This is a genomic window from Sphaerisporangium album (assembly GCF_003323745.1).
Lineage (GTDB): Bacteria > Actinomycetota > Actinomycetes > Streptosporangiales > Streptosporangiaceae > Sphaerisporangium > Sphaerisporangium album.
The window spans coordinates 284,769-297,506 of record NZ_QOIL01000009.1 but is presented as its reverse complement, the minus strand read 5'-3'; the positions used below and the strand labels follow the sequence as shown (position 1 = coordinate 297,506).

Genomic DNA, 12,738 nt, shown 5'->3' with positions numbered 1-12,738 from the left:
GCCCAGAATGGTATGGCCTAAAGCAGGGCGGACGGCGATTCGCGCCGGGGGAGCCCAACCACCGGGCGCACCTCGCGGGAGCCGGGGAGGCGCACGGTCTTGTGGCGCGACGCCTGGAGGTCGACGTATCGGCCGCGGGTGAGTCCGAGCAGGTCGAGGGTGCGCAGGCGCACCGCCGTATGGCGTTCGCCGGTGGCGATATAGACGTCGGCGTCGGCGGCGGAGGGCTCGGTCAGGCGGTCGTCGATGAGGACGGTGAGCTCATCGGGGAGCAGGAGGGGTGACACTGATGTGGCGGCGTAGTCCGTGGCCGAGTTCACCAGGAACGCGGACGCGGGCCGCACCCTGCGGGCGCAGAGGAGGGCTCCCACGGCGCCGGGCCGCGGTGGGTCCGCGACCGTGGTGACGACGGCGACCGGCGCCCGGCCGTTGCGGGTCGTGACCTCGAACACCGTGACCCGGATGCACCGGGCGGGCTCCACGCCGAGGATCTCGGGAAGATCGTCGGCGCACGTCAAGGCCCGCGGAAGCCGTACGATCTCATGGTGGGTCTGGTGGGACAGGAGCCAGCGGTGGATCGCGAGGGCGTCTTTCATCTCTCGTGCTCCTTGTCTTGTACGGGTGCCCCCGACAGATCTGCGACTGACCGTCACCTAGTGACCGCTTGGGTTTCGCCCCGGCGGGTTACACCAGGGCTGACGCGGAGATTCTGTTCCGTGACCGAAGGACCTACCCAGCTTGTCCGTCTCAAATCTGAGCGTTAGTCAGCAGAGGGCCGTGATCGACCTATTCCGGCGGATCGCTCCGGTCGCCGACGAACTCGGCGAGCTGTTCGCCGCGCAGGGGCACGAACTCGCCGTGGTCGGCGGGTCGGTTCGCGACGTCTTCCTCGGCCGCATCGGCAACGACCTCGACCTGACCACCGACGCGCGTCCCGAGCGGGTGCTGGAGATCGTCACCGGCTGGGCCGACTCCGTGTGGACGATCGGCATCGACTTCGGCACCGTCGGCGTCCGCAAGGGCGGCTGGGTGCTGGAGATCACCACCTACCGCAGCGAGTCCTACGACCCGAAGTCCAGGAAGCCCGAGGTCGCCTACGGCGAGACGCTGGAGGCCGACCTGGAGCGGCGCGACTTCGCGGTCAACGCGATGGCCGTCCGGCTGCCCGGGCACGAGTTCGTCGACCCGTACGGCGGCCTGCGCGACCTCGGCGAGAAGGTGCTGCGCACCCCCGGGACGCCCGAGCGGTCGTTCGACGACGACCCGCTCCGCATGCTGCGCGCGGCCCGTTTCGCCTCCCAGCTGGGCTTCACCGTCGATCCTGCCGTGGTGGCGGCCATGACGTCGATGGCCGAGCGCGTCGAGATCGTCTCCGCCGAGCGCATCCGCGACGAGCTGGACAAGCTGATCTGCGGGGCGGGGCCGCGCGAGGGCCTCGGCCTGCTGGTGGACACGGGCCTCGCGGCGCACGTCCTGCCCGAGCTGCCCAAGCTCCGGCTGGAGATCGACGAGCACCACCGGCACAAGGACGTCTACGAGCACACGCTCATCGTGCTGGAGCAGGCGATCGCCCTGGAGGCCGCGGGGCCGGACCGCGTGCTGCGCTGGGCGGCGCTGCTGCACGACATCGGTAAGCCGAAGACGCGGCGGTACGAAGAGGGCGGCCGCGTCTCGTTCCACCACCACGAGGTGGTGGGCGCGCAGATGACCAAGAAGCGCCTGACCGAGCTGCGGTTCCCCAAGGACGTCGTGGCGGACGTCGCCCGCCTGGTCGAGCTACACCTGCGCTTCCACGGCTACGGCACCGGCGAGTGGACCGACTCGGCGGTGCGCCGCTACGTCCGCGACGGCGGCCACCTGCTCGAACGGCTGCACAAGCTCACCCGAGCCGACTGCACGACCCGCAACAGGCGCAAGGCGCAGGCCCTCTCGCGCACCTACGACGAGCTGGAAGTGCGCATCGCCCGCCTCGCCGACGAGGAGGAGCTGGCCAAGATGCGGCCCGAGCTCGACGGCAACGAGATCCAGGAGGCGCTCGGGGTCGGGCCGGGTCCCGTGGTGGGCAGGGCGTGGAAGTTCCTGCTCGACCTGCGCCTCGACAAGGGCGTGCTCGGCAAGGACGCCGCCCGGGAGGCGCTGATGGAGTGGGCGCGCGGTCAGGGGCTCGCCGGCTGAGGTCGACGGGCGGTCGTCCACAGGCCGGGGCCGGGTTCCGGGACTTTTCCACAGGCGGGGCCGAGGTCGCCGTGCGCGGCGGGCGCCGGGGCTAATGTGGCCCGCGTGGACGCCGAAACGCTTCGTGAACTGGACCGCAGGCACCTGTGGCACCCCTACGCCCCCGCCTACCCGGCCACGGCCGCCCATCCCGTGGCCGGCGCCGAGGGCGTGCGGCTGAGGCTGGCGGACGGCCGTGAGCTGGTCGACGGCATGTCCTCATGGTGGGCCGCCATCCACGGCCACAACCACCCGGCGCTGAACGCCGCCGCCCGCGACCAGGTCGGCGTCATGGCGCACGTCATGTTCGGCGGCCTGACCCACGAGCCGGCCGTGCGGGTCGCGCGGCGCCTGGCCGAGATGACCGGGCTTGAGCGGGTGTTCCTGGCCGACTCCGGGTCGGTCGCGGTCGAGGTCGCCATCAAGATCGCGATCCAGTGCACGGGGAAGAGCCGCCTGCTGACCGTGCGGGGGGGCTACCACGGCGACACCTTCGGCGCCATGGCGGTGTGCGACCCCGTCAACGGCATGCACCACATGTTCACCGGCGTCCTGCCCCAGCACGTCTTCGCCGACAGACCCCCCGGCGGCTACGGCCACCACCCAGGCAGGGCCGGCGGTGCACGACCCTCGCGGCCTGGAGCGCCCGCCGAGCCGCTCGGCACGCACGACGGGACGTTCGTGCCGAGGGAGCCGTCGGCCACGTCCGCGGCGGTGGCCGGTGGGCCGCCGGACGAGGCGTACATGGATCATCTGGCCGAAGTGGTCGCGCGGCACGCCGGCGAGCTGGCGGCGATCATCGTCGAGCCCGTCGTCCAGGGGGCGGGCGGCATGCGATTCTACCATCCGGCCTACCTGGCCCGGCTTCGTGAGCTGGCCGACGAGCACGGGCTGCTGCTCATCGCGGACGAGATCGCGACCGGCTTCGGCCGCACGGGCGAGCTGTTCGGCTGCGACCACGCGGGCGTCAGGCCCGACATCATGTGCGTGGGCAAGGCGCTGACCGGCGGTTACCTCACCATGGCGGCCACGCTGTGCACGCGCGAGGTGGCCGAGCGCGTCGGCGTGCTGATGCACGGGCCGACGTTCATGGGCAACCCCCTCGCCGCGGCGGTGGCCGACGCCTCGCTCACCCTCCTCGGCGAGCGCCCGTGGCGGCAGGAGGTCGCGCGCATCGAACGGGGCCTGGTCGACGGGCTCGCCGAGGCCGCCCGCGCCCCGGGGGTGAAGGACGTACGGGTGCTCGGCGCGATCGGCGTCATCGAGACCAACGCGCCGGTGGACGTCCCGAAGATCCAGGACATCGTGATGGAGCACGGCGTCTGGCTGCGCCCGTTCGGGCACCTTGTCTATACGATGCCGCCGTACGTGACCGGCTCCGAGGAACTCGGCATGATCACCCGCGCGATGGTCGCCGCCGCGAACGCCCTGCCCGCCTGACCGCCTCGCCCCCCGGCGGGCCGATCTCCGGTGAGACCGGCCACCGGCAGGAGCGGCCGTGCCATGCCGTGCCTCACGGACGGGAAAGCCGGCCACCCGGGGCGGGATTCGGCGCTCGGAATCGGCAGGTTCGCGGAGCGTTCGTCCGCGGACGGTGTGGCCTGATCAGCGGGTGACTTCTTGGGGGGTACGGGGCTTGGCGTCGGTCGTCAGCAGGCGGTAGCCGAGGGCGCTGAGCAGGTAGCCGGCGGCGGCGATCGTCAGCACGGTGTACGACTTGCCGTTGGCCGGCAGGATCAGCGCCGCGACGGCCGCGGCCAGCACCAACGTGCCGTTGAAGAGCATGTCGTAGATGGAGAAGACCCGGCCGAGGTAGGCGTCCTCGACGTCGCGCTGCACGATCGTGTCGGTGCAGATCTTCACGCTCTGCCCCGTGACGCCGAGCACGAAGCCCGCCGCCAGGAAGCCGGGCTGGCGGAACGGCAGGCAGAGCAGCAGCCCGAGCACCCCGGACGTGGCCAGCATGATCGGAATCCACGCCTCCGGGCGGAAGCGCTCGGTCGCCCACGGCGTGATCAGCGCGGCGGTGAAGAACCCGACCCCGGAGGTCGCGAGCACGCCGGTGATGTGGTTCAGGCCCGCCTCGGCGTCGGTGGTGAAGTAGAAGCGGTACAGCATCACGGTCATCACGAAGGTCATGCCGTACAGGAACCGGTGGGCGGCCATGCCCCCGAGCGCGGCCGCGGGCGACCGCAGGTGGACGATGTGCCGCGCGCCGTCGGCAAGGCCTGTGACGACGTTGCGCAGGGCCTCGCGCGCCTGCGGCAGGCCGGGGTCGTACGAGGGGCCGAGCAGGCCGCGCCGCATCGTCAGGGCGATCAGCGCGCTGCCCCCGAAGATGAGGCCCGAGGCCACGAGCAGCAGCGCCGTGCCGCCGTGGCCGGAGCCGAAGGCCAGCCGCAACAGGTAGCCGACCCCCGCCCCGATGAACGTCGCGACCGTTCCGGAGGTCGGGGTGACCGCGTTGGCGAGCATCAGGCGCTCGGGCTCCACCACGTGGGGCAGTGAGGCGCTGAGCGCGGACAGGAAGAAGCGGTTCACGCCGAGCACGGCGAGCGCCGCGGTGTAGAAGCACCAGTCGGGCGCGCCCAGCGCGACGAGCAGCGCGGCGACGGTCAGCAGCGACCCCCGGACCAGCGGCGCGATCACCAGGATCTGGCGGCGCGACCAGCGGTCGATGAACACCCCGGCGAACGGCCCGAGGATGGAGTACGGCAGCAGCAGGACGGCGAACGCCACGGCGGCCTCGGTGGCGCTGGTCTGCTTCTCCGGGGTGAAGAAGGCGTACCCGACCACGGCGAACTGGAAGATGCCGTCGGAGAACTGCGAGACCAAACGCGTGGAGAAAAGACGTCTGAAGTCCCGGACTCGAAGGACGGCGCGGAGGTCGGAGACGAAGGACACGCGGGTCAGCCTAGTGGCCGGGTCCGAAGGCCAACATCGGGAACATCCCCGATGTCCCCTCGGGGATAGGAGATCCGGATGTGGTCATGCCTCACGCTATGCCGGGCCGGAAGCCCGCTCGCGCGACCCCGGCGATTTCTTCCGTTTGTTTACCAAGACGAGGACCGCCCGGGTGGCGGGCCGTGACAGGGGAGGTCGGTGTACCAGGAGTGACGGTTCTGTGGTTCTCCGAAGTTTCACCAGGTAGACGGTTGGTGTACCCGGGATGAGGTTTGCCCGCCCGTGACTGATGCTTCTGCGACGTTTGCCGGTCGCGGCCAGGGGCGGGGGCTGAGCGTATCGACATGATCACGTAATCTCGGTCGCGTGACCCATGACGAACATGTCGTGCTCGTGGACGCCGAGGGCGAAGCGATCGGCACAGCGCCCAAGAGCATCGTGCACGGTGCCGACACCCCCCTGCATCTGGCGTTCTCGAGCTATGTGTTCGACGCCGAGGGGCGGGTGCTGCTGACCCGGCGCGCGTCCCACAAACGCACCTGGCCGGGGGTGTGGACCAACAGCTGCTGCGGCCATCCCCTGCCCGGCGAGAAGCCCGCGGACGCGGTGGCGCGCAGGCTGGCCTACGAGCTCGGCATCACCGCCGCCACCGTCGAGCTGATGGTGCCGGGCTTCGCCTACCGCGCCGTGATGAGCGACGGGACGGTGGAGCACGAGATGTGCCCCGTCTACCGGGCCGTCGTCTCCGGCGACCCGAGCCCCAACCCCGACGAGGTCGGCGCGACGCGGTGGATGCCGTGGAAGGAGTTCGCCGACGACGTCATGAGCGGCCTGCTGGCGATCTCGCCGTGGTGCGCCCAGCAGGTGCCGCTGCTCACCGCCCTCGGCCCCGACCCCTTCGCCTGGCCTGTGGCCGACCCGGCGGGCCTTCCCCCGGCGGCCCGCGGGCCTCGCTAGCCCGAGAACCCGCAGACGCGAAAGCGCCCGGTTTCACGTGGAACCGGGCGCCTGCGTCTCCGCCTACCGCGGGAGCCGCGAAGGAGCGGTCAGCGCTCGACCTCGCCGCGGATGAACTTCTCCACGGCCTCGCGGGCCTCGTCGTCGGAGTACTGCTCCGGCGGCGACTTCATGAAGTAGGACGACGCCGACAGGATCGGGCCGCCGATGCCGCGGTCGAGCGCGATCTTGGCGGCGCGGACCGCGTCGATGATGACGCCGGCGGAGTTGGGCGAGTCCCACACCTCGAGCTTGTACTCCAGGTTCAGCGGGGTGTCGCCGAAGGACTTGCCCTCCAGGCGGACGTAGGCCCACTTGCGGTCGTCGAGCCACGGCACATGGTCGGAGGGGCCGATGTGGACGTCGGCCTTGCCCATCTCGTGCGGGATCTGCGAGGTGACCGACTGCGTCTTGGAGATCTTCTTGGACTGGAGGCGCTTGCGCTCCAGCATGTTCATGAAGTCCATGTTGCCGCCGAAGTTGAGCTGGTACGTGCGCAGCAGCTCGACCCCGCGGTCCTCGAAGAGCTTGGCCATGACGCGGTGGGTGATGGTGGCGCCGACCTGGGACTTGATGTCGTCGCCGATGATCGGGACGCCCGCGTCGGTGAACTTCTGCGCCCAGACCGGGTCGGAGGCGATGAAGACGGGCAGCGCGTTGACGAAGGCCACGCCGGCGTCGATGGCGCACTGCGCGTAGTAGCGGTCGGCCTCCTCCGAGCCCACGGGGAGGTAGGACACCAGGACGTCGACCTTGGCGGCCTTGAGCGCCGCGACCACGTCGACCGGCGACTCGTCCGACTCCTCGATCATCTCGAGGTAGTACTCCCCGAGGCCGTCATAGGTGGGACCACGCTGGACGGTGACGCCCGTGGGCGGCACGTCGCAGATCTTGATCGTGTTGTTCTCGGAGGCGACGATCGCCTCGGAGAGGTCGCGGCCGACCTTCTTGGCGTCGACGTCGAACGCCGCCACGAACTCCACGTCGCCGACGTGGTAGTCGCCGAACCGGACGTGCATCAGGCCCGGCACCCGGCTGGCGGGGTCGGCGTCCCTGTAGAAATGCACGCCCTGCACCAGCGCCGCGGCACAATTACCGACACCGACGATGGCTACGCGCACGGAACCCATCGCACTCGCTCCTTTACTCATTCGTCTTATCGGGAACGGGCCCGGCGTCCTTCGCCTGCGACCTGTCCTCTTTCGCCCGGACGGCCTGCGCCCGTTCGGTATCGATCAGCTCGTTGAGCCAGCGGACCTCGCGTTCGACCGACTCCAAGCCGTGGCGCTGCAATTCCAGGGTGTAGCTGTCCAGTCGCTCACGTGTGCGCGCCAGAGCCGTGCGAACGCCGTCCAGGCGTTCTTCGAGGCGGCTCCTGCGCCCTTCGAGGATGCGCAGCCGTACTTCCGCCTCTGTGTGGCGGAAGAAGGCGAAGTGGACTCCGAAACTCTCGTCCTCCCATGAGGAGGGGCCCGCCTGGGTGAGCAGCTCCTGCAGGCGCTCCTTGCCCTCGGCGGTGAGCTTGTACACGATCTTCGATCGACGGCCGGCGAGCGGCGGGGTGACGTCCCGCGCGTTCTGCGCCGCCGAGCCGGGGGCGTGCTCGTCCGGCGGCTCCTCCGCGATGAGCCCCGCGGCCAGCAACTGCCGCAGGCACGGGTAGAGCGAGCCGTAGGAGAACGCCCGGAACATGCCGAGCAGGGCGTTGAGCCGTTTGCGCAGCTCGTAGCCGTGCAGGGGTGTCTCGTGAAGCGAGCCGAGCACGGCGAGTTCCAGGACCCCGCCTCTGCCGACAGCCACTGGAACCGCCCCCTCTCGCACCGATGTGTCCTGACGATGTATCGAGTCGATACATCCTGAGGATACGTCCGCTCGGCATAGTCTGCAATCGGTGAAACCGTCAAGCGGATGGGCGGAATAGATAAAAAAGTCGTAGTCTGACGCTCATGTGGTCACAGCGAGGGGTCGTGGACTACGGCCTCGCGAAGCGGGCGACCCTCCAGTCGCTCCGCTCCGGTCGCATGACCAGGCGTGACGTGTGTGATGCTCATCCGTACCTCCTCCGTGCGGCTCGGTTCCACGGGGAGGCCACGCAGCGCGTCTGCCCGATCTGCGAGCACCGGAACGTGACCCATGTCACATATGTGTACGGCGACCAGTTAGGTCGCAGCGCAGGACGTGTAAAGGCCACGTCAGACCTTGTTCAGATGGCCCGTGAATACGAGGAATTCCGGGTCTACGTGGTCGAGGTCTGCCAAGGTTGTTCATGGAATCACCTGACGGTTTCCTTCGTCCTGGGCAACGGCGGGCCTCCGAGCGGCTCCGGCACGGACGGGCGGATCGCCGAGACCTAGCCCGTCGCGGCCGAGATTCCCGTCCGGGAAGGCATGCCCTCCCGCCCACCGTGTAGACGTCGAAGACCCTCCGATCGCCAGATGACCCAACGAGGACGCGTGAGTTACAGCAGCTATGGCCCCGAGCCGACCGGACGCCCGGACCCTTCCGAGGGCCCCGGCGGATCGGCACGTCCCGGGCGGCGCCGTCGCTCGCCCGAGGGGGGCGCGCCCGCCGGTGGATACCCGGCATCGCATTCCGCACCGACTCCGCAGCCCGCGCCCCGGCGTTCCGCGCCGCCGCAGGACGGTGATCGGGGCGCGCCGTCCGGCCGTACCGGCCCGGCCCGGCCCAATGCGGGTGATCCGCGCCAACGATCAGGCATGGGCGACGCGCTCGCCGGCGCCGGAGACCCGCGTTCCGGCGGCCAGGGGAGGCCGAGGCAGCGCCCGGCCGACCCGCGGGGCGGCCCGGGCGGTCCCGGCGAGCCCCGGCAGCGACGCCCGGAGGCCGCCTTTGAGGACACCCAGTCGATGGGCCAGGTAGGGGCGCCGCGTCCCCAGGGCACTCCCCGGCGGGAAGCTCCGGGCGTCACCAATTCGGACACCGTGGTCAGCCGCGATCTGGACGGCCGTGGCCGCAGGGGCCGCGGCGGTCCTCCTCCCGGTCCCGGCGGACGCGGTCCCGGTGACGGGGATGGCGGCGGCCCCGGCCGGCGGCGTGCGAAGGGCGGCGGCGAGCCCCCGGGCCGTCGCAGGGGCTGGAGGCGGTTCCTCCCCAACTGGAAGATCGTGATGGTCGGCTTCGCCGTGCTGGCCGCCGGCGTCTTCGGCATGATCGCCGTCGCGTACGCCAACACGGTGCTGCCCACCGAGCAGGACGCCCAGGACCAGGCGACCGCCCAGGGCAGCACCTTCTACTACGGCGACAACAGCCTCATGGCCAGGCTCGGCACCGAGCGCCGCGCCGTCGCGCTCGACACCGTGCCGAAGTACGTCCGCGACGCCGTGATCGCCGCCGAGAACAAGACCTTCTACAGCGACGCGGGCATCTCGCTGTCCGGCATCGTGCGCTCGGCATGGAGCACCGCCACCGGCGCGCAGGTCCAGGGCGCGTCCACGATCACCCAGCAGATGGCCAGGAACTACTTCAAGGGCCTCAGCAACGAGCGGGCGATCAAGCGGAAGATCAAAGAGATCTTCATCGCCGTCAAGCTCGACAAGGAGTGGTCGAAGGACAAGGTCCTCGAGTACTACCTGAACACCGTCTCCTTCGGCCGCAACACCTACGGCATCGAGGCGGCGGCGGTGGAGTTCTTCGGCCACGGCGCCAAGAAGCTCACGCCGGCCGAGGGCGCCTACCTCGCGGGCCGCATCCAGCAGCCGGGCCAGTTCGACATCGCCGAGGAGAAGAAGAACTACTCCGGCACGCAGTTCCGCTTCACCTACGTGCTGAAGCAGATGGCCGAGATCAACCCGCAGGAGTACGGGAACTACCCCTCCACGCTGAAGTTCCCCAAGCCCAAGCCCCGCAGGGACAACGAGTCGTTCGGCGGGCTGCGCGGCTACATGCTGACCGAGGCGCTCAAGGAGCTGGAGGCCAAGGGTCTGCCGCGCTCGGAGATCGAGACCGGCGGGTACAAGATCTACACCACGTTCGACAAGAACCTCATGAAGGCCGCGAGGACGGCGGTGGTCCAGACGACGTCCGGGCTGCCCAAGGAGGTTCACACCGGCCTGGCCGCCGTCGACCCGACCAACGGCCGCGTCATCGCGTTCTACGGCGGCAACGACTACCTGGGCAAGCACCCCGACCAGTTCAACGAGGCGTTCCAGGCGCGCAAGCAGGCGGCGTCGGCGTTCAAGCCGTACGTGCTCGCCGCGTGGCTGGAGGCCGGGCACAGCCTCAAGAGCTACGTGACCGGCAAGCAGCCGCTCAAGCTGGAGGGGACGACCCCGATCTCCAACGGCCACTCGGCGCCGTCGGCCATGGACATCATCTACGCGACCCAGCACTCCATCAACACGGCCTACGGCCAGATGGGCGCCGAGGTCGGGCTGGACGCGGTCAAGCGCATAGCCGAGGAGGCCGGGCTCAGCAAGGACAGCCTGGACAAGGACGTCGAGGAGCACAAGTTCCTGTTCTCCATCGGCAGCGCCGGCGTGACGCCCGTCGAGCAGGCGGGCGGCTACTCGATCTTCGCCAACCACGGCAAGCACTACCAGACCCACACGGTGATCCGCGTCGTCAATCCCAAGGGCGTGCAGATCATCGCCGAGGACAAGACGCCGAAGCAGGTCATCTCCGAGGAGGTCGCGGCCGACGCCATCGTGGCGCTGCGGTCGGTGGTGAAGGGCGGCACGGGTACGGCGGCGGCGCTGTCCGACCGTCCGGTCGCCGGCAAGACCGGGACGAACAACGACAACAAGGAAGCGTGGTTCGTCGGCTTCACCCCGCAACTCTCCGCCGCGGTCGGGATGTACAAAGAGGACCGCAAGACCGGGGCCGAGCTGTCGCTGGGCAACAACTTCGACGGCGGCACCGTCCCGGCGCGCGTCTGGCGGGCGTTCATGGCGGAGGCGATGAAGGGCCAGAAGGCCGAGGAGTTCCCGCCGCCGTCCAACATCGGCTCACCGCTCGACCTCGCGCCCAAGCCGGTGCCCACCCCGACACCGACTCCGAGCGGCGACCCCGGGTTCCCCACCGACGACAACTGGCCGCCCGCCGACAACGGCGAAGGGGACCAGGGCGGTGGCGGCGACGGCGGCTGCCTGCCATGGGACGATTCGTGCAACAACGGCAACCACGGCGCCGACCCGTTCAACACGGGGGAGGCGCCGGCGAACTCGGCCACGCCGACCCCGACACCCTCGGGAGGACGCCGGCCGGCGCCCACCCCGTCCTCCCGGTAACGAGAGACGCCCCATGAGCCGACCGACCTACGTCCCCGACTCCGCCGTGCCCGCGGCCCGCGCGATGCTGCCCCTGGTGCCGGTGGGGCTGTTCGCGGCCCTCGGCGCGGTGCTGGCCTACGCCTGGAAGGCGCCGTGCCGGTTCGGCGGCGCGTGGAACGACGGCACGCAGCAGTTCCTGAGGTTCTGCTACACCGACATCTATCCGCTGTGGTGGAACGAGAAGCTCGACCAGGGCATGGCCCCGTACTTCGGGCATCCCGTCGAGTATCCGGTCGGCATCGGCGGCCTGATGTGGGTCATCCAGAAGCTCGTGTCCGGGCTGAACGAGCCGGGGGTGTGGTTCTTCGACCTCACCGTGCTGGTCATGGGGCTGTCCCTGGTCGCCGGCGTCGTCATCATGGCGATGCTGGCGGGCGTCCAGGGACGGCCGTGGGACGCCGCCTGGTACGCGATCGCTCCCGCGGTGATCCTCACGGCGTTCATCAACTGGGACCTGCTGTGCGGCGCGCTGAGCCTCGGCGCCTTCCTCGCCTGGTCGCGGCGCCGACACGTCCTGACCGGCGTGCTCCTCGGGCTCGCCATCGCCACCAAGTTCTACCCGGTCGTCTTCTTCGGCCCGTTGTTCCTGCTCGCCCTGCGCACCCGCAGGTTCCCCGCGTTCCTGTGGGCGCTCGGCGGCACCGTGGTGACGTGGGTGGTCGTCAACCTGCCGATCATGGTGCTCGCGTTCGACGGCTGGAAGAGGTTCTACGTCTTCAGCAGCGAGCGCGGCGCCGACTGGGGATCGGTGTGGTTCTTCTTCCAGCGGGAGCAGTGGCCCTTCCTCGGGGACGGCGAAAGGCTGGACATGCTGGGAATCGCGTCGTTCGCGGTGCTCTGCCTGGCCGTCGCCGTGCTGACCTTCACCGCCCCGACCAGGCCGAGGCTGATGCAGCTGGTCTTCCTGGTGCTGGCCGCGTTCATGGTCACCAACAAGGTGTGGTCTCCGCAGTACGTGCTGTGGCTCGTGCCGTTCGCGGTGCTGGCGCGGCCGAACTGGAAGCCGCTGGTGCTGTGGCAGGTGGCCGAATGCTGGTACTTCTTCGCGATCTGGCTCTACCTGGTCGCCCAGCAGCCGGGCAACGAGGCGTTCGGCATCGGCGACGGCGCGTACTACACGGCCGTCTGGGGCCGGGTGCTGACGATCGCGATCATGGCGGCCTTCGTGGTCAGGGACATCCTGCGGCCCGAGCACGACGTGATCAGACAGGGCGGCCTGGACGACCCCGCCGGCGGCGTCTTCGACCAGGCCCCCGATCACTTCGTCCTGCGCGTACCGTCCGCCCCCGAGCCCGCGCCGAGGTCCGCCTAGACACCTGCGGCGGCTCATCTAAGG

Annotated in this window: 10 protein-coding genes; 6 read left to right on the top strand and 4 right to left on the bottom strand. The window is 70.0% G+C overall.

Annotation, left to right across the window (positions count from 1 at the left end; all coding sequences use genetic code 11):
* Positions 1 to 17: 17 nt before the first annotated feature.
* Positions 18 to 596 carry an aminoacyl-tRNA deacylase gene (locus DQ384_RS18300; protein ID WP_114030033.1) on the bottom strand — a complete coding sequence of 193 codons (579 nt, stop codon included), beginning with the start codon at positions 594 to 596 and terminating at the stop codon, positions 18 to 20.
* A gap of 142 nt (positions 597 to 738) precedes the next feature.
* On the opposite strand from DQ384_RS18300, the gene DQ384_RS18295 reads away from it, so the two are divergent.
* Together DQ384_RS18295 and DQ384_RS18290 are read left to right on the top strand one after the other, a co-directional pair.
* Entirely contained in the window at positions 739 to 2,175 is a 1,437-nt protein-coding gene (locus DQ384_RS18295) for a CCA tRNA nucleotidyltransferase (RefSeq protein WP_114030032.1), read from the top strand.
* Between the two features lie 105 nt (positions 2,176 to 2,280).
* The gene (locus DQ384_RS18290; RefSeq protein WP_114030090.1) at positions 2,281 to 3,654 is read left to right on the top strand and encodes an aspartate aminotransferase family protein; all 1,374 of its coding nucleotides are present in this window, start codon (positions 2,281 to 2,283) and stop codon (positions 3,652 to 3,654) included.
* 165 nt (positions 3,655 to 3,819) lie between these two features.
* Here DQ384_RS18290 and DQ384_RS18285 read toward each other — a convergent pair whose 3' ends face one another.
* On the bottom strand, positions 3,820 to 5,118 hold the full coding sequence (locus DQ384_RS18285) for an MFS transporter (protein ID WP_114030031.1): 1,299 nt from the start codon (positions 5,116 to 5,118) through the stop codon (positions 3,820 to 3,822).
* Between the two features lie 366 nt (positions 5,119 to 5,484).
* Between DQ384_RS18285 and idi the strand changes: the two genes are divergently transcribed.
* Entirely contained in the window at positions 5,485 to 6,075 is a 591-nt protein-coding gene (gene idi / locus DQ384_RS18280; protein WP_114030030.1) for an isopentenyl-diphosphate Delta-isomerase, read from the top strand.
* An 89-nt stretch (positions 6,076 to 6,164) separates the two neighbouring features.
* Here the strand turns inward: idi and DQ384_RS18275 are convergent, their stop codons facing one another.
* Both DQ384_RS18275 and DQ384_RS18270 read right to left on the bottom strand, forming a co-directional pair.
* Positions 6,165 to 7,244: an inositol-3-phosphate synthase gene (locus DQ384_RS18275; protein ID WP_114030029.1), complete on the bottom strand. Its 1,080-nt coding sequence runs from the start codon at positions 7,242 to 7,244 to the stop codon at positions 6,165 to 6,167.
* Between the two features lie 13 nt (positions 7,245 to 7,257).
* A complete protein-coding gene (locus DQ384_RS18270; protein WP_114030028.1) occupies positions 7,258 to 7,914 on the bottom strand; it encodes a PadR family transcriptional regulator in 657 nt (218 codons plus the stop codon).
* A 146-nt stretch (positions 7,915 to 8,060) separates the two neighbouring features.
* Between DQ384_RS18270 and DQ384_RS18265 the strand changes: the two genes are divergently transcribed.
* The 3 genes from DQ384_RS18265 to DQ384_RS18255 all read left to right on the top strand — a co-directional run bounded on the left by DQ384_RS18265 (position 8,061) and on the right by DQ384_RS18255 (position 12,714).
* Positions 8,061 to 8,468, top strand: a complete 408-nt coding sequence (locus DQ384_RS18265) for a DUF5318 family protein (RefSeq protein WP_114030027.1) — start codon at positions 8,061 to 8,063, stop codon at positions 8,466 to 8,468.
* A gap of 363 nt (positions 8,469 to 8,831) precedes the next feature.
* Positions 8,832 to 11,360, top strand: a complete 2,529-nt coding sequence (locus DQ384_RS18260; RefSeq protein ID WP_147268818.1) for a transglycosylase domain-containing protein — start codon at positions 8,832 to 8,834, stop codon at positions 11,358 to 11,360.
* 13 nt (positions 11,361 to 11,373) lie between these two features.
* Entirely contained in the window at positions 11,374 to 12,714 is a 1,341-nt protein-coding gene (locus DQ384_RS18255; protein ID WP_114030025.1) for a glycosyltransferase family 87 protein, read from the top strand.
* The last annotated feature ends 24 nt before the right edge of the window (positions 12,715 to 12,738 follow it).

Bases quoted from the DNA above. Each gene is read 5' to 3' on its own strand.
- DQ384_RS18275 (WP_114030029.1), bottom strand. From the start codon at position 7,244: ATGGGTTCCGTGCGCGTAGCCATCGTCGGTGTCGGTAATTGTGCCGCG.
- DQ384_RS18255 (WP_114030025.1), top strand. From the start codon at position 11,374: ATGAGCCGACCGACCTACGTCCCCGACTCCGCCGTGCCCGCGGCCCGC.
- DQ384_RS18265 (WP_114030027.1), top strand. From the start codon at position 8,061: ATGTGGTCACAGCGAGGGGTCGTGGACTACGGCCTCGCGAAGCGGGCG.
- DQ384_RS18260 (WP_147268818.1), top strand. From the start codon at position 8,832: ATGGGCGACGCGCTCGCCGGCGCCGGAGACCCGCGTTCCGGCGGCCAG.
- DQ384_RS18300 (WP_114030033.1), bottom strand. From the start codon at position 596: ATGAAAGACGCCCTCGCGATCCACCGCTGGCTCCTGTCCCACCAGACC.